This window comes from Yoonia sp. JB2-21 (assembly GCF_055693545.1).
Genome location: NZ_JBVFUC010000001.1, coordinates 2,993,353 through 3,014,950 on the forward strand (window position 1 = coordinate 2,993,353; position 21,598 = coordinate 3,014,950).

The 21,598-nt window shown below is 57.1% G+C and carries 20 protein-coding genes and 1 tRNA gene; 8 read left to right on the forward strand and 13 right to left on the reverse strand.

What is annotated here, in order from left to right; genetic code table 11:
- Positions 1 to 52: 52 nt before the first annotated feature.
- A complete protein-coding gene (locus tag ACZ1G5_RS15210) occupies positions 53 to 499 on the forward strand; it encodes a DUF302 domain-containing protein (protein ID WP_472733640.1) in 447 nt (148 codons plus the stop codon).
- Here ACZ1G5_RS15210 and ACZ1G5_RS15215 read toward each other — a convergent pair.
- Complete coding sequence (locus ACZ1G5_RS15215) at positions 496 to 948, reverse strand: DUF2867 domain-containing protein (protein WP_472733641.1); 453 nt, start codon at positions 946 to 948, stop codon at positions 496 to 498. The two genes, ACZ1G5_RS15210 and ACZ1G5_RS15215, sit on opposite strands and share 4 nt — an antisense overlap.
- Before the next feature lie 3 nt (positions 949 to 951).
- Positions 952 to 1,671 carry a 1-(5-phosphoribosyl)-5-[(5-phosphoribosylamino)methylideneamino]imidazole-4-carboxamide isomerase gene (gene hisA / locus ACZ1G5_RS15220; protein WP_472733642.1) on the reverse strand — a complete coding sequence of 240 codons (720 nt, stop codon included), beginning with the start codon at positions 1,669 to 1,671 and terminating at the stop codon, positions 952 to 954.
- A 142-nt stretch (positions 1,672 to 1,813) separates the two neighbouring features.
- Here hisA and ACZ1G5_RS15225 point away from each other — a divergent pair, with 142 nt between their 5' ends.
- Complete coding sequence (locus ACZ1G5_RS15225) at positions 1,814 to 2,203, forward strand: DUF2147 domain-containing protein (RefSeq protein ID WP_472733643.1); 390 nt, start codon at positions 1,814 to 1,816, stop codon at positions 2,201 to 2,203.
- A gap of 180 nt (positions 2,204 to 2,383) precedes the next feature.
- Here the strand turns inward: ACZ1G5_RS15225 and ACZ1G5_RS15230 are convergent, their stop codons facing one another.
- The 4 genes from ACZ1G5_RS15230 to hisB form a co-directional block, all read right to left on the reverse strand.
- Positions 2,384 to 3,490, reverse strand: a complete 1,107-nt coding sequence (locus ACZ1G5_RS15230; RefSeq protein ID WP_472733644.1) for an ankyrin repeat domain-containing protein — start codon at positions 3,488 to 3,490, stop codon at positions 2,384 to 2,386.
- Between the two features lie 207 nt (positions 3,491 to 3,697).
- Positions 3,698 to 4,174, reverse strand: coding sequence for a transglycosylase SLT domain-containing protein (locus ACZ1G5_RS15235; RefSeq protein ID WP_472733645.1), 477 nt, complete (start codon positions 4,172 to 4,174; stop codon positions 3,698 to 3,700).
- 190 nt (positions 4,175 to 4,364) lie between these two features.
- Complete coding sequence (hisH, locus tag ACZ1G5_RS15240) at positions 4,365 to 5,003, reverse strand: imidazole glycerol phosphate synthase subunit HisH (protein ID WP_472733646.1); 639 nt, start codon at positions 5,001 to 5,003, stop codon at positions 4,365 to 4,367.
- On the reverse strand, positions 5,000 to 5,587 hold the full coding sequence (gene hisB, locus ACZ1G5_RS15245; RefSeq protein WP_472733647.1) for an imidazoleglycerol-phosphate dehydratase HisB: 588 nt from the start codon (positions 5,585 to 5,587) through the stop codon (positions 5,000 to 5,002). The genes hisH and hisB overlap by 4 nt, the downstream gene beginning before the upstream one ends.
- A 145-nt stretch (positions 5,588 to 5,732) precedes the next feature.
- Between hisB and ACZ1G5_RS15250 the strand changes: the two genes are divergently transcribed.
- A complete protein-coding gene (locus ACZ1G5_RS15250) occupies positions 5,733 to 6,401 on the forward strand; it encodes an imidazoleglycerol-phosphate dehydratase (protein ID WP_472733648.1) in 669 nt (222 codons plus the stop codon).
- Positions 6,402 to 6,478: 77 nt separating this feature from the next.
- Here the strand turns inward: ACZ1G5_RS15250 and ACZ1G5_RS15255 are convergent.
- The 6 genes from ACZ1G5_RS15255 to ACZ1G5_RS15280 all read right to left on the reverse strand — a co-directional run bounded on the left by ACZ1G5_RS15255 (position 6,479) and on the right by ACZ1G5_RS15280 (position 12,997).
- A tRNA-Gly gene (locus ACZ1G5_RS15255) sits at positions 6,479 to 6,553 on the reverse strand.
- Positions 6,554 to 6,654: 101 nt separating this feature from the next.
- Entirely contained in the window at positions 6,655 to 7,461 is an 807-nt protein-coding gene (locus ACZ1G5_RS15260) for a metallophosphoesterase (protein WP_472733649.1), read from the reverse strand.
- A gap of 5 nt (positions 7,462 to 7,466) precedes the next feature.
- On the reverse strand, positions 7,467 to 7,856 hold the full coding sequence (locus ACZ1G5_RS15265; protein WP_472733650.1) for a VOC family protein: 390 nt from the start codon (positions 7,854 to 7,856) through the stop codon (positions 7,467 to 7,469).
- Positions 7,856 to 8,347 (reverse strand): DUF2314 domain-containing protein, encoded by a 492-nt coding sequence (locus ACZ1G5_RS15270; RefSeq protein ID WP_472733651.1) that lies wholly within the window; start codon positions 8,345 to 8,347, stop codon positions 7,856 to 7,858. Before ACZ1G5_RS15270 ends, ACZ1G5_RS15265 begins: the two co-directional genes overlap by 1 nt.
- Positions 8,348 to 8,353: 6 nt before the next feature.
- Positions 8,354 to 11,797, reverse strand: coding sequence for a pyruvate carboxylase (locus ACZ1G5_RS15275; protein ID WP_472733652.1), 3,444 nt, complete (start codon positions 11,795 to 11,797; stop codon positions 8,354 to 8,356).
- A 60-nt stretch (positions 11,798 to 11,857) separates the two neighbouring features.
- Complete coding sequence (locus ACZ1G5_RS15280; RefSeq protein ID WP_472733653.1) at positions 11,858 to 12,997, reverse strand: alpha-hydroxy acid oxidase; 1,140 nt, start codon at positions 12,995 to 12,997, stop codon at positions 11,858 to 11,860.
- Positions 12,998 to 13,136: 139 nt separating this feature from the next.
- Here ACZ1G5_RS15280 and ACZ1G5_RS15285 point away from each other — a divergent pair, with 139 nt between their 5' ends.
- Complete coding sequence (locus ACZ1G5_RS15285) at positions 13,137 to 15,530, forward strand: ATP-dependent helicase (protein WP_472733654.1); 2,394 nt, start codon at positions 13,137 to 13,139, stop codon at positions 15,528 to 15,530.
- A gap of 62 nt (positions 15,531 to 15,592) precedes the next feature.
- On the opposite strand, the gene ACZ1G5_RS15290 is transcribed toward ACZ1G5_RS15285, so the two are convergent.
- Positions 15,593 to 16,192, reverse strand: coding sequence for a LysE family translocator (locus ACZ1G5_RS15290; RefSeq protein ID WP_472733655.1), 600 nt, complete (start codon positions 16,190 to 16,192; stop codon positions 15,593 to 15,595).
- Between the two features lie 72 nt (positions 16,193 to 16,264).
- Here ACZ1G5_RS15290 and ACZ1G5_RS15295 point away from each other — a divergent pair, with 72 nt between their 5' ends.
- The 4 genes from ACZ1G5_RS15295 (at position 16,265) to ACZ1G5_RS15310 (ending at position 21,597) form a co-directional block, all read left to right on the forward strand.
- Entirely contained in the window at positions 16,265 to 16,717 is a 453-nt protein-coding gene (locus ACZ1G5_RS15295) for an Lrp/AsnC family transcriptional regulator (RefSeq protein WP_472733656.1), read from the forward strand.
- A 116-nt stretch (positions 16,718 to 16,833) separates the two neighbouring features.
- Positions 16,834 to 19,707 carry a monovalent cation/H+ antiporter subunit A gene (locus tag ACZ1G5_RS15300; protein ID WP_472733657.1) on the forward strand — a complete coding sequence of 958 codons (2,874 nt, stop codon included), beginning with the start codon at positions 16,834 to 16,836 and terminating at the stop codon, positions 19,705 to 19,707.
- 1 nt (position 19,708) lies between these two features.
- Positions 19,709 to 20,053 (forward strand): Na+/H+ antiporter subunit C, encoded by a 345-nt coding sequence (locus ACZ1G5_RS15305; RefSeq protein WP_472733658.1) that lies wholly within the window; start codon positions 19,709 to 19,711, stop codon positions 20,051 to 20,053.
- Positions 20,050 to 21,597 carry a monovalent cation/H+ antiporter subunit D gene (locus tag ACZ1G5_RS15310; RefSeq protein WP_472733659.1) on the forward strand — a complete coding sequence of 516 codons (1,548 nt, stop codon included), beginning with the start codon at positions 20,050 to 20,052 and terminating at the stop codon, positions 21,595 to 21,597. The genes ACZ1G5_RS15305 and ACZ1G5_RS15310 overlap by 4 nt, the downstream gene beginning before the upstream one ends.
- The last annotated feature ends 1 nt before the right edge of the window (position 21,598 follow it).

Here is a 21,598-nt window from a genome sequence, read left to right on the forward strand (position 1 = left end):
TCGCGTGATGAACTCCGGCTTAGTCAGGCCACTGGAAAACGGGAGCAATACCATGAAAATCTCACTCACTGCCGCCCTGATTGGGCTTTGCGCTGCACCACTTTGGGCTGAAAATATGATGAAATCCTCACCACTCTCTGTTGCTGAAACAATTGACGGGCTCGAAGCCGCCGTGAATGGCGCAGGCGCCACGGTCTTTGCCCGCGTCGATCACGCCGCAGGAGCCGCAAGCGTTGGCAAAGAAATTCCTGACGCGACCTTGCTGATCTTTGGCAACCCGGCCTTGGGTACTTTGGCGATGGAAGACGATTTGCGCGCAGGTCTCGTGCTGCCGCTGCGTGTGTTGGCCTATGAAGACGCGGACGGGAACACGCAAATGACGTGGACCCCGGCAGAGGATCTGTTTGCAGGTCTTGATATTGCGGCGGACGCCGACGTCGTTGGTAAGGTGAACGGCGCGCTTAACATGCTCACTGACAAAGCAATGAGCGCGAACTAAGCGCGGCCCACGCGCGCCAAAGCGTTGCGCGCAATCGCGATATGAAACGGCATGATGGCGGCAAGGTAGATCTTGCCGCCCATATTGTGTGGATTGACCCATGTCGCCAGACTGACGTGGCCTGCATGCGCCAGTACAGACACCCGAAAGTTCAGGTGCTTGTCGTCGAAACCTGCGATCAGTTCGTGATCGGTCTCCGTCTCAACCGGGAAAATACCAACCTTATCAGCCACGTCCGGCCCGTCATTATCAAGCCCAAAGGGGGCAGTGACCACCCGGCGGATGATCAGTAAGCCCTTCGCCCAGCCGGGGAAGGTTGTGATGACGTTGGCCGCATCGCGCGGGTTCATGGCAGAGGGAACACTGTAGCAATCCAGAAAGTCACCCGGTACGCGACGGTCATGTAGCGCGCTCACTTCCGGGAGTGCGGTTTTTCTGACCTGCACCATGTTCTATCCTTTCAGATGTGCCAAAGCCTGTTGCAGATCAATCGCCCCGTCATAAAGCGCACGGCCAGAGATCGCGCCGGAAATCGCGCCTGTCGCCTTTAACGCGGTCAAATCCGCCATCGACGACACACCACCCGAGGCAATCACCGGGATATCCACCGCACGGGCCAGATCAGCGGTCGCATCAATGTTCGGCCCCTTCATCGCACCATCGCGCAGGATGTCCGTATAGATGATGGCGGCTATCCCTGCGTCCTCGAACGATTTGGCAAGATCGGTGACCATCACGTTCGTTTCTTCCGCCCATCCCCGTGTGGCCACACGCCCGTTGCGCGCATCAAGTCCGACGGCGACCTTGCCGGGGAAGGTTTTGGCGGCGTCCCGCACCAGACCGGGATTTTCCACCGCAACAGTGCCAAGGATCACCCGCGCCAACCCTTTGTCCAGCCAGCGTTCTATCGTCGCCATATCGCGGATACCGCCGCCCAGTTGGGCAGGTACAGGACAGGCCTTAAGGATCGCCTCGACCGGGGCGGCGTTGACGGGTTCGCCCGCAAATGCGCCGTTCAGATCAACAAGGTGCAACCACTCACAGCCCGCGGCGACGAATTCTTTGGCCTGTGCCGCCGGATCGTCATTAAAGACGGTGGTCTGATCCATGTCCCCATTCACGAGCCGGACTGCATTACCGTCTTTGAGGTCAATCGCGGGGTAGAGGATCATTTTTGATTACCTTTTGTCTGTTTGGCTGCGTTTATGCATGGCCTTTACCGGATTGCAACGCACGGCTTTGACCCAACGTCTTACTTGATCGGGCGGCGGGGGCGAGGGCATGATTGCCCCAGAACTCAGGGAGGAATTGAGTATGAAGAAAATCGTAATGACAGCCGCCGCGCTGATGGCGCTGGCCAGCACTGCCATCGCCGACCCGCTAGAAGGGCTGTGGCAGACAGCCCAGGACGATAACGGCAACTTTGGGCATATTCAGGTTGCCCCATGTGGTGCGGCCCTTTGCGGGACATTGGTGCGATCGTTTGACGCCAGTGGTGCGCCGTTGCAGACCGATAACATCGGACGCCAGATTATCTCGGAAACGGTGGCAAGTGGTGGCGGCGAATATAGCGGTAAGGTCTACTCACCCGATCGCGACAAGACGTATAGTTCGCGCCTGCGCCTGACGGGCGATCAGTTGTCCGTATCCGGCTGCGTATTTGGTATCTGCCGTGACGGCGGGACTTGGGTGCGCGTGCAGTAGGCGCGACGGCAGTCAAAAGACAGCGCCTGCCCCGAGGGGCAGGCCCTTTTTTGAGCCTGGGTTTCAGTTCATATTGACTGATACCCAGCCATATTTAAAGGCCTGCTTTTGCGAAATGGGCCTCGGCCTGTCCTGTGCGGACATCAAAGCCCACGATCGTTTCTGAGCGTGTCGCCGACATCATTCTGCCTCAGCCGCGCGCAACCGCGCGATTGCTTCAGGTGCGTCCAGGTTGCCCAGTTCCATCGCTTGTTGCAGTGCCGTCCGCCCATTGTTGTCGCGTGCACTTGCATCAGCGTTCGCATCCAAAAGTGCCATAAGGATATCCGTGCTTCCCATCGCTGCGGCCAGCATAAGTGGGGTCCTGCCAAATGAGTCTGGCGTATGAATATCTGCGCCCAACGCCATCAGTGCCTGGAAACTCTCTGTTTTGCCGCCCATCACGGCCAAAGAGAGCGGTGTCAGTCCGAGAACATCTCTGTGATCGATATCCGCCCCCGCTGATAGCAGCATCCGGACAGCCTCAGGGCTGCCCCATTGTGCCGCAACCATAAGCGCGGATTGGTCATTGTCGTCCTTGTGGTTCACATCTGCCCTAGCGTCGAGCAACGCCGCCATGACGTCCAGATTGTTGTCAAAGGTTGCTTCCAAAAGCGCGGTTTTGCTTTTGGCATCTTGCGCATCCACATCGGCCCCTGCGTCAAGCAGTAGTCTTGTTGCTTCAATCCCACCATGACGTGCAGACAATATGAGTGTGGGTTCGTTATCGGGCCCAGGCGCATTGATGTCGGCCCCGGCCTCGATCAACGCCGTTATGCTGCCCAGGTCCTGTTCCAGAACCGAGAAGGTAAGCGGTGTCCATCCGTCATCATTTTTCGCATTCGGATCCGCGCCTGCGTTTAGCAACGCAATGGCAATATCAGGCGTCCTGTTGTCAAGCGCCATCATCAGTGCCGACTGTCCGGTTCTGTTCGTCTGATTAAGGTCCGCGCCTGCATCTATCAACGCAGCAACGATATCAGCATGGTCATCGTCAGTTGCCCACATGAGTGCGGTTTGCCCGTTCTCGCTGGCGTAGTTCACGTTCGCCTCAGCTGCGAGCAGCGCCACGACCCCATCCAGACGGCCCATAAATATTGCATGATTAAGTGCCGTATCGCCATATTCATCCCGCGCGTTGATATCTGTGTCCAGAATGGCGGATTTGATATCGTCTTGCGACGCGCTGTCCCAAAATGCGCTGGTACACAGCGTTGAACAGGACTGGGCCAGTGCAGGTGACGTCATAGATAGCGTGATCAACAACAGGCCTCCGGACAAATATGGGTGCAAAACTCATCCTCCGGATGCATCAAAGTTGGCGCAACATACTGAGACCGGAAAACGGATTGCAAGCGCCGAGGTGCAGCGCGATGAGTATAAAGCTATCCGGCTTGACGTGCGACAACTGAAATGAACTTGGACAGGTGTTAGCTCTGCGGCTCTGCCCGTTGTTTACCCTGACCGCAATCCTGTTTCCACAAGCATCCCGCGTCGCTTGGCCTCGTAGTAGTAGCCGCGCGCATACCAGTTGACGGCCGTTTGCTCGTCGCCGTCGGATATCAGCCATGCGCCGCGCAGATAGCGGCCTGCGTAGATCAGGTTTGTTTCGGCATCGAGCAACCCTTCGGGTGATCCGCGATAGCCCATCGTGCGTGCCGTTTCGGGCAGGATCTGCATCAGGCCATAGTAGGGACCGTTGCGCGCCGCCGGATTATGCGTGCTTTCGCGGATGATAACGCGGTGCAACAGGGTCACCGGAATGCCGTGCACCCCAGCATATTTGTTGATGAGCGTACGAAGTTCCGGTGTTTCGTTAGGGTAAAGCGGGATGTCCGCCGCGCGGCTGACACTTGGCGTATCGCGACGGCGATTGCCGCATGCGGCCAGCCCGCTGGCGGCGATGATCATGAAATGGCGACGGTTCAACATGGGTTCTGCTCTCGTTCGGGCGCTCTTGTACGGCGCGGTGACGGGTCGTTTACCTTGGCGACATAGAACCATCGTTAAGGATGTCTTTCCAGACAGGCCCATGGAGTCCGACGATCTGCCGACGGGTGGTTGACCCACGGCTGACAGTCGTTTGACGCGCATTGCTATGCAATATCAACTGGTTGGTGCCTTAAGGGGTCCAACGCAAAAAATTGCCGATCATTCGCAAACCGGCGGCCTGACTTTTTTCTGGGTGGAACTGTGTGCCGATCATTGTGTCGCGTCCGATAATGGCGGTCACATCACCGGCATAGTCCACATGGGCCAAACGCTCAGCCGGGTTGGTCACATCCATCGCGTAGGAATGCACGAAATAGGCGTGATCGCCTGTCGCAATCCCGTCCAGCACAGGGTGGGGATTGTCGATGACCAGATCGTTCCAGCCCATATGAGGGACCTTCAGGCGCGGATCAGCGGGCGCAATTTTGCGGATATCGCCTGAGACCCAATCAAAGCCGGGGGTTTCCTCATACTCATGGCCTGTCGTGGCCATCATCTGCATGCCGACGCAAATACCAAAGAAGGGGCGCGCGCGGATCGTGACGGCCTCGACAATCGCCTCTGCCAATGCAGTGCGGGCAAACAGTTCGGCCCGGCAATGCGGGAAAGCGCCGTCACCGGGCAGGACAATACGGTCAGCCTTGGCCAAGATGTCAGGGTCGGAGGTCACAACAATGGGGCCGGCCCCGACGTCCGCCGCCATCCGCTCAAACGCCTTTTGTGCGGAATGCAGGTTGCCGCTGTCGTAGTCGACAAGTGCTGTGGTCATAGGCTGCCTTTGGTCGATGGGATGGCGTCCGCCTTGCGCGGGTCGGTTTCAAGCGCTTCACGCAGCGCGCGCGCCACAGCCTTGAACGCCGCCTCAGCGATGTGGTGGGCGTTGAAGCCGTGCAGCTTGTCGATGTGCAAAGTAATACCGCCATGTGTGCTAAGCGCCTGAAAGAATTCGCGCACCAGTTCGGTGTCAAAGGTGCCAATCTTGCCAAAGGGCAGATCCAGATTGCAGATCAGGTAAGGGCGCGCCGATAGGTCCAACGCACAGCGTACCTGCGCATCATCCATCGCCAGGTGGCAACTGCCATAGCGGCGAATACCGCGCTTGTCGCCCAAAGCCTCGGTCAAAGCCTGACCCAGTGCGATACCCACATCCTCGACCGTGTGGTGATCATCAATGTGCAGATCACCCTTGGCGCGGACTGTCATGTCAATCAAAGCATGGCGCGACAGCTGATCCAGCATGTGGTCAAAGAAACCAACACCGGTTTGGTTGTCATAGCTACCGGTACCATCAAGGTTGATGGTGACGGTGATATCAGTCTCGGCGGTGGCCCGTGTGATCGTCGCTGTCCGCATGTGCGCGTCCTTTGATAGTGCACCCGCTCTATAGGCGGAACGAAGGCAGGGGCCAAGCCCACCCAAAAACTGTTGTGACTTTTCAGCAAAATTTAATGGTTCGATTCTTATGGTGACGTCAGTTGCCAATGATCAGGAGAATCCGATGAAAGCCCTCATTCTACGTCACGATGCTCAGGCATCTGTCGCTGTCGCCCGTGAACTTACTGACAAAGGGTTCCAAATTCTGTCAGTTGATACACTTGCGGTGGCGCATGCACTGATCCGCATTGATACAATTGACCTGCTTGTTCTGGATGAGCGGGTAGAGGGGCAGCTGACCCATTCTCTCGCGCTCTCAGGTGAGCGGAAAAACCCTTACCTGAGTGCCATATTGCTGACTGATCGGCCACGGGAAGAGACCGATGACCTTTATGACTTGATTCCGTCGCTTTATGCGCTGGTTGGTGGGGAAACACCGGCAAACCTGTTGGGCCAACTTGCCTTGTCAGCGGTCAGCAATGTCGACGCTGCCGCGGCGCGGGTGGCTGAAAATGCCGCGATTGATCAGGCGGAAGAGGCAGCCAGCGTTGAAGCTGCGCCACTGATCTTGACCCCATCGGATATGACCACGCCCGCAGAGGTCATTGATGACGATATGCCAACTTACGCCGATGTTGCCATTGCGGCACCCGCGTTGGCCGAGATTGAGCGACGCATGCTTCTGGACACGACAGATGACACTGTGAGCGCTGAAGTTGCAGCACTATTTCGAAAGCACCCTTTGCCGCATTTCTTGCAGGCGGATCGCGTTGTCGCTGCAAAAGTGGGGTAACCGTTGCGGCAAACGCTGTGCCCCAAAAACAAAGAACCACAGCAAATGCTGTGGTTCTTTGTTTTTAAGCTTCGAAATGGAGCGGGCGATGAGATTCGAACTCACGACCTAAACCTTGGCAAGGTTTCGCTCTACCCCTGAGCTACGCCCGCAACCGCTTCGTTGCGCTGATCTATAAAGAGTTTGGCGGTTCTGCAAGACATAAATCGCAAGAATTTTTGTTTTTGTTGGGAGCCGAAACTTGAGCCGGTACTTAATCGCCATAGTCGCCAAAGACCTGCGCGCCGGTTTCAACGTCAACGCTGTGAAGGATCAACCCATCGTGGGCCAGCAGCGCCAATCCGTAACTGCCCGCCTCATCTGATGACAGGCTAGTATTGTCCTTGGTCAGCGTCACAACCCCCTGGTGGCAGGTGCTTTTGAAGACGGTCCACGGAATCCCGCGTGCATTGCCGCTAATGGTTTGGTGCAAATGCCCGCAGATCAGATGCAAGTTGCCATGGCGCGCGAGCAGATCCAGCACATCGGCCCCATTGCGCAGGCTGATTTTATCCATACCAACGACACCGGTCAAAAACGGTGGATGGTGAATGCAAACAATCGCATGGCGTCCGTCTCGACCGGTCAATGCGTCATCGAGGAAGGTGAGCCGCTCCGCGCACAAGAAACCCGCATGATGCCCGGCGGGATGGGGCGGCCCATCCAGCGAATCCAATATAATCAGCCGGTGCTGCCCGATATCGCGCCACTGCTGAATATGCCCGGCCGGCGTTTGAGGGGCGTCGGGGAATTGGTTGAGAAAGACCGCACGGATGTCGTGGTTGCCCATCATCGGGATGACCGGGATCGCGACATCGGCCAAGATGCGGTGCAATGCGCGATATGCGTCGGGTGACCCTTCATGTGTGAGATCACCAAGCAAGATGAGGGCCTTGGCATCGGGATGGGCTGTCAAGGCGGCCTTTAGGACTTGCGACAGGCGCGCAGAAGGGTCCAGGCCAATGATTTTTTTGCCGGAATCACGCAGATGCGGGTCGCTGAGAAAGAGCAATTTCTGCATGCCGCCTAACCTTTGAACTGGATCAAGTCCCACCTGTTCCCAAAAGGATCACGAAATACTGCGACCTGACCATAAGGTTCATCGCGCGGGGCTTCTTCAAACTCTACGCCTTTTGCCGTCATCAGCTCGTAGTCCTTGTCGAAATTATCGGTCTGCAAGAACAGCCAGACGCGCCCGCCACCCTGATTGCCGATCGCAGATTCTTGTTTGGGGCCAACCGCACATGCCAACAGAAAACCTGTTTGTGCGCCCGCAGGGGCCACACGGACCCAGCGCTTGCCATTGCCAAGATCCGTGTTTTCCAGCAACACAAAGCCAAGTTGATCAACGAAAAAAGCGATCCCTGCGTCGTAGTCGGGCACCAGCAGGCTGATGAAGGCAAGCTGCCGCTGCACTACCACGTTGCGGGAACAGGATCGTCCGACATCTCAGGAACCATATCGGGCGTGACTGCGCCACTCGCCACCATTTCGCGGATCGTATAGCCGCCGTACATCACACCATCGCTCGCAAACACGGCCCAATCAGCGATTTGCTTGCTATCGAATGTGACAGTGTCGCCAGCGTTTACCCCTTCCATAAATTGAGGCTGATTTGCCAATACGCCGATCCATTCGTTTGCAGCGGTTTGGGCGAATGGGGTGATCCAGATAATCTCATTACCATTTGACGCTGGCATGCTGACCTTGAGCATCGTTTGTGGCCCGGATTGCCCATCGGCCAGGGTGTTTTCGAGGAATGTATCCAGCGTGCCACGGGCTTCGGCGATCGCGGCGTTCATGCGCGGATCGTCTTTCGAGAAGTTGAAGACCGGATCACCGTCGGCCCAGATGGGTGCGCCGAACGCTAGAAAAGCGATAGAAGCTAAGATGGTAAGCTTTGACATTGCATTCTACTCCAACTCGACCAGCAGGTCCTTGGCGTCGATCTGGCCACCTGCCTGCACATGCACAGCCTTTACGACCGCATCACGTTCGGCATGGATACCGGTTTCCATCTTCATCGCCTCGATCGTTAGCAAAAGATCACCCTCCTTGACCTCTTTGCCGGCAATTGCTGCAACCGTGGCCACAACCCCCGGCATCGGCGCGCCGATGTGGTTGGCATTGCCATCCTCAGCCTTGGGGCGCGAGATTTTTTCCGCCGCAGCCAGTCGGTTCATCACACGAATTGTGCGCGGTTGACCATTGAGTTCAAAGAAAACTTTGACCTCGCCATCTTCGTTCATGTCCGCCACAGCCTGCAGGCGGATTTCCAGTGTCTTGCCGGGGTCAATTTCGGCCACGATCTCTTCGCCGGGTTCCATCCCATAAAAGAACGTGCGCGTCGGCAGCGTGCGGACCGGGCCATAGGTCCGGTGCCGTCCCATGTAATCAAGGAAGACCTTGGGATACATCAGATAGCCATTCAGGTCTTCATCGTCGACGGTCTTGCCATCAAGTTGCGCGGACAAGTCAGCGCGGGTTTTTTCCATGTCAACGGGTTTAAGCGACTTGCCCGGGCGATCCGTGATCGGCTTGCCGCCCTTCAATACCTTTTTCTGGATTGCTTTTGGCCAGCCACCGGGCGGCTGACCCAGATCACCGTGCAGCATTTCCACAACGCTGTCGGGGAAGACAACATCAACGGTCGGGTCTTCGACCTGCGCGCGGGTCAGGTTCTGGCTCACCATCATCAACGCCATGTCGCCCACGACCTTGGACGATGGTGTCACCTTCACGATATCGCCAAACATCTGGTTCACATCCGCATAAGTTTGGGCGACCTCGTGCCAGCGTTCTTCCAGTCCCAGAGACCGTGCTTGCGCCTTGAGGTTCGTGAATTGCCCACCGGGCATTTCGTGCAGATAGACTTCGGATGCTGGGGCCTGCAACCCGCTCTCGAACGCTGTATAGTGGCCGCGGACCTGTTCAAAGTAGTTGCTGATTTCGCGGATCGCCGCAATATCAAGCCCGGTGTCACGTTCGTCACCGCGCAAGGCCTCAACGATAGAGCCCAGCGTCGGCTGAGAGGTGTTGCCTGACAATGCATCCATCGCGCCATCCACGCAGTCAACACCAGCCGCAGAGGCCGCCAATACTGTCGCAATTGCAGCGCCAGACGTGTCATGCGTGTGGAAGTGGATCGGAAGATTTGTTTCTTCTTTCAGGGCCTTGACCAGCGAAGTTGCAGCGGCGGGCTTCATTAGCCCCGCCATGTCTTTGAGGCCCAGCACATGTGCACCAGCGGCTTCCAGTTCTTTCGCCATTCCCACATAGTATTTCAAGTCGTACTTGGATCGGTTCGGATCCATCAGATCGCCCGTGTAGCAGATTGTGCCTTCGCAGACCTTTTCGGCCTTGATCACTGCGTCCATCGCGACGCGCATGTTTTCGACCCAGTTCAGGCTGTCAAAGACGCGGAACACATCAACGCCAGACGTCGCTGCCTGTGCCACAAAGCTTTGGACCACGTTGTCAGGGTAGTTGGTGTAGCCCACTCCGTTGGAGGCGCGCAGCAGCATTTGCGTCATGATATTGGGCATTTTTTCGCGGATATCGCGCAGGCGCTGCCATGGGCATTCTTGCAAGAAGCGGTAGGCGACATCAAAGGTCGCACCACCCCAGCATTCCACGCTGAACAGCTGATGCATATTGGCGGCATAGGCGGGTGCCGCGTTGATCATATCTATCGAACGCATTCGCGTGGCGAGCAGCGATTGGTGCCCGTCGCGCATTGTCGTGTCGGTGATCAACAACTGCTTTTGGTCGCGCATCCAGTCGGCCACGGCCTCCGGCCCGAATTGGTCCAGAATGTTGCGGGTGCCGGGGGTCACGTCGGTCGTTGGCTTCACTGGCGGACGCGGTGGTTTCACGTCTGCGGCAGGACGTGGGCGGCCCGCTGTTTCGGGGTGCCCGTTCACGGTGATATCCGCGATGTAGGTCAGGATTTTCGTGGCCCGATCACGGCGTTTGGTAAAGTTGAACAGGTCCGGTGTCTCATCAATGAATTTGGTGTGGTATTCGTTGGTCAGGAAGACCGGATGTTTCAGCAGGTTTTCCACGAAAGCAATGTTGGTGGAAACGCCACGAATACGGAATTCGCGCAGGGCGCGGTCCATGCGGGCAATCGCCATCTCAGGCGTGGGTGCGCGGGCGGTGACCTTGGTCAGCAAGCTGTCGTAGTAGCGGGTGATCACAGCGCCGGAATAGGCGGTGCCGCCATCCAGACGGATGCCGGGGCCGGTGGCAGAGCGGTACATCTGGATGCGGCCATAGTCGGGGATAAAGTTGTTCTGCGGATCCTCAGTTGTGACCCGGCATTGTAGGGCGTGACCATCGAGTTTTACGTCATACTGCGACGCGCAGCCCGTTGCCTCGACTAACGACTTGCCCTCAGCGATAAGTATCTGGGCGCGGACGATGTCGATGCCGGTGACTTCTTCAGTCACCGTATGCTCCACCTGTACGCGCGGGTTTACTTCGATGAAGTAGAATTCACCGCTGTCCATATCCATTAGGAATTCGACGGTGCCTGCGCATTCATAGTTCACGTGCTGGCAGATTTTCTTGCCCAAATTGCAAAGCTGTTCGCGTTGCGTGCCCGACAGATAAGGGGCCGGGGCGCGTTCCACGACTTTTTGGTTGCGGCGTTGGACGGAACAATCGCGTTCCCACAGGTGATAAATCTGGCCGTGGCTATCGCCGAGGATTTGCACCTCAACGTGGCGGGCGCGCATGATCATCTTTTCCAGATAGCCCTCGCCGTTACCAAAGGCGGCTTCAGCCTCGCGACGGCCTTCAAGAACTTTTTCTTCCAGCTCATCCTCAGACATGATCGGGCGCATGCCGCGACCGCCGCCGCCCCAAGAGGCTTTCAGCATCAGCGGATAGCCAACCTCGGCCGCCTCTTTCTTGATCGCTTTCATGTCATCGCCCAGAACTTCTGTGGCTGGGATCACAGGCACGCCAGCCTCAATCGCGACGCGGCGCGCGCTGGCTTTGTCGCCCAACTGGCGCATGGTCTGCGCTTTGGGACCGATGAAGGTGATGCCGTTGGCGGCACAAGCATCGACAAAATCGGGGTTTTCGGACAGCAGGCCATAGCCGGGGTGGATCGCATCAGCACCGGACATTTTGGCGACGCGGATAATCTCGTCAATTGACAGATAGGCGGCAACCGGGCCCAGATCCTCACCAATCCGGTACGCCTCATCCGCCTTGAAGCGGTGCAGGCCCAGTTTGTCTTCCTCGGCAAAGACCGCGACCGTTTTCTTGCCCATCTCGTTGGCCGCGCGCATGATGCGGATCGCAATCTCGCCCCGGTTGGCAATCAGGATTTTTTTAAAGTCAGTCATGGCAGTCCCCTTCGCAGTTGCAGCATTCGTAAGGGGCAAATGATGTGACGTCTATAACGATTACTGGGTAGATCGCAGGCGATTTGCCAATTCTTTGAGCGTTTTGGTGCCCAACTGCCCCATATTGCTGATCATATCCTGCCGCAGAATATCCAGCACATGTGCCGCCCCTGGTTCCCCCAACGCGGCCAATCCGTAGTGAAATGCACGGCCCAGCATGACAAAATCGGCCCCCAAGGCCAAGGCGCGCAAGATATCAAGCCCACCCTCAATGCCGCTGTCGAAAATGATCGGCAGGTGCGTGGCGGCGCGCACCAAGGGCAGCGTTTCGATGGTCGCTGGTCCCCCGTCAAACTGGCGACCGGCATGGTTGCTGACCCAGATCGCGTCGGCACCTTCATCGGTCAGGCGCGCGGCGTCATCGGGGTTGCCCACGCCTTTGACGATCAGGGAGCCGTCCCAAACATCGCGGAGCGATTTGAAATATTCCCAATCGGGTGAGGTGCGCAGCAGGTATCCGACGTGTTCGTTCGAGGGCAGCGTGCCTTTGACGTCAGAATAGCTTTCCATCAGACGCAGGCGAGGCATGCCGGTTTTGCGGATGCCATTCAGCCACGCGGGGCATTGCGCCGCCTGTAATGCCAGTCGCGGGGTTAGCTTTGGCGGCTGGGTCAGACCGCCCCGTGTTTGCCTTTCACGGCGTGATGCGACGGGGACATCGACGGTTAGTACAAGGGTATGAAAGCCGCTGTCCTTGGCCCGTTTCAGAATGTCATCGCGAATACCCGGATCACGCGGGGGATAAAGTTGGAACCACGCGTGCGCGCCAGCATGGGGCCCCACATCCTCTGGCAATTGGCTGGCCACCGTGGACAGGGTGAAGGGAATGTTTTGGGTTGCAGCCGTGCGCGCCAGCATTTGTTCTGCACCGGGCCAGATTAGGCCAGACATGCCAACCGGGGCGATGCCGATGGGCAGCGGATGCGTTTGATCCAGCAGCGTTGCCGACAGATCGGGTGTGAATTCGCCATGCAGGATGGATGGGTTCAGCAGCACGCGATCCAACTGATCGCGGTTGCGTTTTTGCGTCGCCTCTACCCCGGTGGCGCTATCAAGGTATTCCCAGACGAAATGCGGGATGCGGCGGCGCGCGCGGGCTTTCAGATCAGCGATGGCGGGATAACGGCTGTGCAGGGTCATGCGGTGCACGCTATTGCGAGTGCTGCGTGCTTGGCAATCCTTCGAAGCCTCCGGCGGAGGTATTTTGGGAACATGAGAAGAATAGAACGGAAGTAGAACAAGGCTTTTCACGCGGGGCGGTTGGCGCTATGTGTGAGGGATGAGTGGATTTACCGAAGATGATGCGTTCGAAGCGGCGGCTGTGCCGCTCAGCCAGCGCGCGATGGCGCGGCCCAGTGCAGCTTATCTGGATGGGTTGAACCCAGCACAACGCGAGGCGGTTGAAACGCTCAGCGGGCCGGTTTTGATGTTGGCGGGTGCGGGCACGGGTAAGACCAAAGCGCTGACCACACGGATTACGCATTTGCTGGCCACCGGCACGGCGCGTCCGCATGAGATTTTGGCGGTGACCTTTACCAACAAAGCCGCGCGCGAGATGAAGTCGCGGATTGGCGGACTAATGGGAGAGGCCGTTGAGGGGATGCCTTGGTTGGGCACTTTTCATGCGGTTTGTGCCAAGCAATTGCGCCGTCATGCTGAACTCGTCGGTCTGAAATCGAACTTCACCATCCTCGATACCGACGACCAAATCCGCCTGATGAAACAGCTGATCGAAGCGGCTGGCATTGATCACAAGCGTTGGCCTGCGCGCATGCTGTCGGGCATTATTGATGGCTGGAAAAACAAGGCGCTGACACCGGATAAGATACCGGTCGCTGAGAGCGGCGCTTTTGACCACAAGGGCCCGGAGCTTTATGCCGCCTATCAGCGTCGCTTGCTTGACCTGAATGCTGTCGATTTTGGCGATATCCTGTTGCATATGGTCACGATCTTCCAAACGCACGAAGACGTGCTGCAACAATACCAACGCTGGTTCCGTTATATTCTGGTGGACGAGTATCAGGATACCAACGTCGCCCAGTATATGTGGCTGCGTCTGCTGGCTGCTTCGCATAAGAACATCTGCTGCGTGGGTGACGACGATCAGTCGATCTATGGATGGCGCGGGGCTGAGGTGGGCAATATCCTGCGGTTTGAAAAGGATTTTCCGGGCGCGCACGTCGTGCGGTTGGAAGAAAACTATCGCTCGACTGGGCATATCCTGGCCGCAGCCTCTGGCGTGATTTCCGCCAATAAGGGGCGGCTGGGCAAAACTTTGTTTACCAATGGGGATGACGGCGAAAAGGTCCGCCTGATCGGCCATTGGGACGGCGAGGAAGAGGCGCGCTGGATTGGTGAAGAAGTAGAGGCGATGCAGCGCGGGACGCGGGGCATGGCGCCTGTGGGTCTGGATGATATGGCGATTCTGGTGCGCGCTTCCCACCAGATGCGTGCCTTCGAAGATCGTTTTCTGACCATTGGGTTGCCTTATCGTGTCATCGGCGGCCCCCGCTTTTATGAACGGATGGAGATTAGGGACGCGATGGCCTACTTCCGGTTGGCCGTTTCCCCCGATGATGATCTGGCGTTTGAGCGGATTGTGAACACGCCCAAGCGTGGTTTGGGTGACAAGGCGGTCCAGACGATCCAGCGCACTGCACGCAGCAATGGCGTGTCGCTGGTTGAGGGCGCGCGGTTGGTGTGTCAGGGTAAACTGCTAGGTGGTAAGGGCCTGAAGGAGCTGACGATCTTGGTCGCCGGGTTGGATCGTTGGGCCGGGCAAGTGCGGGCAGAGGCAGATACCCATGTCGAACTTGCCGAGATGATCCTCGATGAGAGCGGCTACACCGGCTTTTGGCAGAACGACAAAACGCCCGAAGCGCCGGGCCGCCTCGAAAACCTCAAGGAACTCGTCAAAGCGCTGGAGAATTTTGAGAACCTGCAAGGCTTCCTCGAGCACGTCAGCCTGATCATGGATAATGAGCAGGAAGAGCAGGGCGAGAAGGTCAGTATCATGACCCTGCACGCCGCCAAGGGCCTTGAGTTTCCGGCGGTCTTCCTGCCCGGCTGGGAAGATGGATTGTTTCCGTCGCAACGCTCCATGGATGAAAGCGGGATGAAGGGCTTAGAGGAAGAGCGTCGCCTTGCTTACGTCGGTATCACGCGGGCGGAGGAGATTTGCACGGTTTCCTTTGCTGCGAACCGTCGCGTTTATGGTCAATGGCAATCGGCCATGCCCTCGCGGTTCATCGATGAACTTCCCGAAGACCATGTCGAGGTCCTGACCCCACCCGGCCTTTATGGCGGAGGTTTTGGGGCGGCTGGCATGTCGACCTCGGCCTCGCCGGCGGCGCAAGGTGTGGTGGGCTCTGACCTGCATGAAAAGGCGCATAAGGCCGATGTGTATAATTCGCCCGGCTGGAAGCGCCTGCAATCGCGCAGCCAGCAGCGCGGCATGTCGATGCCATCTGAGGCGCGCAATATGACGATTGATATGGATGCGGTTAGTGCGTTTACGGAAGGCGAGCGGGTGTTCCACCAGAAATTCGGCTATGGCGAGGTGATGGGGATTGAGGGCGACAAGCTGGTCATTGAGTTTGACAAGGCCGGCTCAAAGCATGTGGTGTCGCGGTTCATTGTGAGTGCCGATAAGGCCGATGATGTGCCTTTCTAGGGAGCAGAGATTTTTCTTGTAAAATCTTTGCTCGTAACAATTTTCGTGAAAATTGTTCGCCGTCAGTGCGTCAGCATTGGATAGAGTGAGACGACCAACAGCACCGCCATTGAGACGTTGAAGATCCGCAACCGCTTGGCCGTGCCCAGCCAGCGTCGTACTTGTACGCCCATCCAAGCCCAGATCGTGATCGACGGCAGGTTGGTGGTCGCAAAAATCCCAGCCACCATCAGAGATCCGATCAGCACGCCTTGTTCTTGTGGTGCATAGGCGCTGATCGCAGTGATCGCCATGAACCATGCCTTTGGATTGACCCATTGAAACGCCGCTGCTTGCAGGAAGGTGAAGGGTTTACCGGTGACCTCTTTCGCCTCGGGCGGGACCGCGTTGGCGATTTTCCATGCAAGCCAGAGCATGTAGGCCGCGCTCACCACTTTCAGTACAATGTTGAGCACCGGATAGGTTTCGAACACTTGCAGCAGCACGAGCCCCACCATCGTCACCATGAACGCATGCCCCAGTGAGATCCCCAGCATATGCGGCACTGTGCGCCGCAGTCCGTAATTGGCACCTGACGCCATCAGCATCAGGTTGTTCGGGCCCGGTGTGATGGAGCTGGCTACGGCAAACCCGATGAGGGCGATGAGGACTTCATAGGTCATTGCGCAATGATAGGCGGTCTGGAACACAATGAAATTGCTAAAATGGTGCAGTTTACTGTATTACTGCAATCCATGACGAAGATTGACCCAGTCAACGACAAGATATTGCGCGCATTGTCCCGCGATGGGCGTATCAGCAACCTGCAATTGGCGGATGCCGTTGGTCTGTCGCCGTCGGCCTGCCTGCGCCGTGTGCAGGAATTGGAGCGCAGTGGTGTGATCAAGGGCTACCGCGCGCGGCTTGATCCCGCACAGACGGGCCGTGCTTATGTGGTTTATGTGGCGGTCGGTTTGGCCGAACATACCAAAGCTGCACAAGTCGGTTTTGAGCAGGCTATGGAGCAGGCCGATGAGGTGGCCGAGTGTCACAATGTGGCAGGGGCCTTTGAATATATGCTGCGTGTCGAAGTGGCGGATCTACCAGCGTACAAAGCGTTCCACACCGATATCCTTGGAACGGTGCCGCATGTCCGTTCCATCACCAGTTATATGGTGATGGGATCGCCAAAAGATGTGCGCGGTTGAATTGCAGACCTGCGCAAGCTTTGTTACTGCGCAGGGTGCCAATAATCGTATTTCACCTTTTGCAAATCCGGTGAGTTTCTGCGCAAGTTAGGCAAGCCATTGGATCAGGAGTTCTCGTGTCTCTCTTCTTTATTGTTGCTTTGCCATTCTTTGGGGCTTTGCTGCCAGGGTTGATGAACGCTGCGGGCCGTTCGGCGACCGCTGGGGTCACATTCACTGTGACATTGGCGGCCTTCATCGGCTTGCTGACGAACCTGCCCGCCATTTTGGCCGGTGACGTGGTGATGGCGCGGGTCGATTGGATGCCTGCCCTTGGCCTGAACTTTACGTTGATGCTGGACAGCTTGGGCTTTTTCTTTGCGATGTTGATCCTTGGCATCGGCCTATTGATCATTGCCTATGCCCGCCAATATCTGAGCCGCGACGACCATATGGGCGAGTTTTTTACCTACTTGCTGCTGTTCCAAGGCGCGATGGTTGGTATCGTTATGAGCGATAACATACTGCTTTTGTTGATTTTCTGGGAATTGACGTCGCTGTCGTCCTTCCTGCTGATCGGGTTTTGGAAACATCTACCCGAAGGTCGGCAAGGCGCGCGTATGGCGCTGACTGTCACCGGCATGGGTGGTCTTGCAATGATCGGTGGCATGCTGATCCTGGGCCAGATTGTGGGCAGCTATGACCTGAGCGTTATTTTGCAGAACCGCGAGTTGATTCAAGCTGATCCGCTTTATGTGCCTGCGCTGATACTGATCCTGCTGGGCTGTTTCACAAAGTCCGCGCAGTTCCCGTTCCATTTCTGGTTGCCCCACGCGATGGCGGCCCCAACGCCGGTGTCGGCATATCTGCACTCTGCCACGATGGTGAAGGCCGGTATTTTCCTGATGGCGCGTATGTGGCCGGTTCTGTCGGGCACGACCGAATGGTTCGTGATCGTCACGACGGCGGGTTTGATCACGATGGTTGTTGGTGCGGTGATTGCGCTCTTTAAACACGATCTTAAGGCGCTGCTGGCGTTTTCAACCGTCAGCCATCTAGGCCTGATCACGATGCTTTTGGGCACGGGCACGGCCTTTGGGGCGATGGCTGCGGTGTTTCACATCCTCAACCATGCGACCTTTAAGGCGGCGTTGTTTATGTCTGCGGGGATCATTGACCATGAGGCGCATACCCGCGACATCCGGCGGTTGGGTGGTTTGAGGACCTTAATGCCGATTACCTTTATGATCGTGTCGCTGGCGGCGTTGTCCATGGCCGGGATTCCGCTGCTGAATGGTTTTCTGTCCAAGGAAATGATGCTGGAAGAAGCCAATCATACGGTGCTGTTCAATAATCCTTGGCTGGTGCCGGTGCTGGCAACGATTGGGTCGTTGTTTTCGGCCGCTTACTGTTTCCGTTTGATCAGTCACGTCTTCTTTGGTCCGGTACGCGATGACTATCCGGCAAAACCACATGATCCCGGTGCAGGGCTTTGGTTGCCGCCTGCGCTGTTGATCATTCCGGTTGTTGTGATTGGCGTCGCACCATTTTTGGCAGAGCCATTCGTCAAGCTTGTCACCGCTTCCGTGTTGGGCGGTGCCGCCGAGATGCCGTCAGCGCATTTGAAAATCTGGCATGGGTTGGTGCCTGCACTTTATATGTCGATCATCGCAGTTGTCGGTGGTTTGGCCATGCTGGCGATCTTCCGTCCGGCGCTGCGACTTTGGGATATTGCACCGCGCCCTGAGGCAAAGGTCATCTTTGAAGCCATCGTGGAAGCCGCCGCGCGTTTGGCGCAAGTATTGATCCCGCCGCTGCACAATGGCGCGTTCTCGCGCTATGCCGCGATTGGCACAATCACGATTGTTGTGGCCGGGTATTATGCGTGGACCACCGGCACGATCGGCGCGCCAACGCATGCCGTGCAAACGGCTGATCCGGTTCTGATCTCTGGGTGGGGCATGTTGGTTGCGGCAAGCATCGGCATGGTCTTCCTGCATCGCAATCGTTTCTTGTCACTGATCCTTATCGGGATTGTCGGCCTGATGGTGTCGATTGGTTTCGTCTTCCTGAGCGCACCTGATCTGGCGATGACCCAGTTCACGGTTGAGGTGGTGACGATCATCCTGATGCTGCTGGCCTTGAACTTCCTGCCCAACCGAACACCGATTGAAAGCTCTGTTTTGCGGCGCATGCGCGATGCCGGTGTGGCGATTGCCGGTGGTTTGGCCAGTTTTGCGCTGGCCTATCACTATATGCTGCGCGATCCCGTGGCGGCGTCGATTTCTGAGTTCCACCTGGCGAACTCCTACAAAGGCGGTGGCGGCACCAATGTTGTGAACGTCATTTTGGTCGATTTTCGCGGCTTTGATACCTTCGGCGAAATCATCGTACTCAGCATCGCGGCCTTGCTGATTTACGCCCTGACCGAGACTTTGCTGGACGGTCCAGTGCGCGCGCGCTTGCTGAACCGTAAGCCCGATCAACCACGCGCGGGTGACATGCACCCGATGATGATGGTGGTGCTGACACGCGGCATGATGCCGGTTGTGATGATGGTTGGCTTCTACATTTTCCTTGCCGGTCACAATGAACCCGGTGGTGGTTTCATCGCCGGTCTGATCGTGTCGATTGGTTTTGTCATGCAGTATATGGCGAGTGGCTTTTCCTGGACGTCTGCACGTTTAAAATACCCGTATCACGGGGTCATTGGGGCAGGGGTTCTGGTGGCCGGGTTCACTGGGATTGGGTCATGGTTCGTGGACAAGCCGTTCCTGACCTCCGACTTTACCTATGTGCGCATCCCGCCGTTTGAAAAGTTTGAACTGGCAACTGCGGCGCTCTTTGATCTGGGTGTGTTCTTGTCGGTTGTGGGGGCGGTGATGCTATCGCTTGAAAGCTTCTCACGATTGGCGCGTACGGCCTCATCATCTGATAGCCCGCACCCAATGGATATTGATCCATCACGGACCGATCCATTGCCCTACCAGCTTGAAAAGGAGGGTGTGTAGCATGGAATTTCTGATCGCATCCGCCATTGGCATCATGACTGCCGCCGGGATCTACCTGGTGCTGCGCCTGCGGACCTTCCCGGTGATTTTGGGCATATCGCTGCTGACCTATGCCGTGAACGTCTTTTTGTTCACCTCGGGTCGCCTTACCGTTGGCGCGCCGCCGGTGCTGCGCGACGATGTCACGACCTATACTGATCCGCTGCCGCAGGCTTTGGTGCTGACGGCCATTGTGATTTCCTTTGGTATGACGGCCGTTGTCGTGATGATCGGCCTTGGCGCGTTCTTGGGGTCAGATGATGACCACGTTGACGACCGACCGGACGGCTCGGAGGGTTCATCATGACCCATTGGTTGATTGCCCCCGTGGTGCTGCCTGCGATGTTGGCGCCGTTCATTGTGTTGGCAGCGCGTTACCATATAGGTATCCAACGTGTCTTTTCGCTTGTTGGTGTTCTGACCCTGATCGTGATTTCCGGCGCGCTTGCTTGGGCGACGTCCGACGGGACGATCATGTTGTATCAGCTGGGGGATTGGGCGGCACCTTTTGGCATCGTGTTGGTGGGTGATCGCCTATCCACGATGATGGTTTTGCTGACGGTTGTTCTGGCGCTGTGTGTGCTGGTTTACGCCATCAGCTCTGGTTGGGATGATCGCGGGCGGCATTTCCACGCGCTGTTCCAGTTTCAATTAATGGGCATCCTTGGGGCGTTCCTGACGGGCGATTTATTTAACCTGTTTGTGTTTTTTGAAGTCCTTTTGATCGCATCCTACGGTCTGATGATCCACGCAGGCGGTAACGAAAGACTGCGGGCTGGTGTGCAATACGTACTGTTCAACCTCATCGGTTCAACCCTGTTTTTGTTTGCGCTGGGCGCGATCTACGCCGAGACGGGTACGCTCAACATGGCTGACCTCGCCAACCGGGTCACGCTGATTGGCCCAGAGGAAACCGTTGGCATCCGCGTTGCTGCCGTCTTGCTGCTGCTGGTCTTCGCCATCAAAGCGGCGCTCGTGCCGCTGCACTTCTGGCTGCCCTCCAGCTATGCCGAAGCCCCTGCGCCGGTTGCGGCCCTCTTTGCGATCATGACGAAGGTTGGCGCCTATGCGATCATCCGTGTTTACACGATGATCTTCCCGCCTGATCTGGCGGTAACGTCGGGCTTGCACAATACGTGGTTGTTGCCAGCGGCATTGATATCGCTGGCCATCGGGATGACGGGTGTTTTGGCGGCCAAGAAACTGGACCGTCTGGTGGCGTTTTCCGTCATCGGGTCGATGGGTATGGTGATGGTGTCCATCGCGCTGTTCACGCCCGAGGGGATCGCGGCGGCACTATACTATATCATCCATTCGACCTTGGCCGGGGCTGCGTTGTTCTTGATCGCGGATATTGTGCGTTGCGGTCGTGGCAATCTGGAACTGACACCACAAGCACCTGTGGCTGGCGCGACACTTACCGCGGGCCTGTATTTCGCCGCAGCGATTGCAATGGCAGGTCTGCCGCCACTGTCTGGGTTCTTAGGGAAACTGCTGGTGTTGGATGCCGGTTTTGACAGCGAATTGATGGTCTGGATTTGGGCGATTGTGCTGGGGTCTAGCCTGATCAGCATTGTGGGGTTTGCCCGCGCGGGCAGTGTGTTGTTCTGGAAGGCGCAAAGCGTCGCGCCGAGCGATGATGACCCGGTGAAGTCACATCCCGCGATGATGTCTTATGTTGCGGTTGGCGGTCTTATCACGTTGCTTGCGGCGCACACAGTTTTTGCAGGTCAGGTGCATGGGTATAGCACCAAGATCGCCGCGCAACTGTTCGCACCTGCGCCCTACATCTCGACCGTGGTGGATACAGCGGGCAAGCTCAGCGACCCAACGAAAGAGGAGGATCACTAAC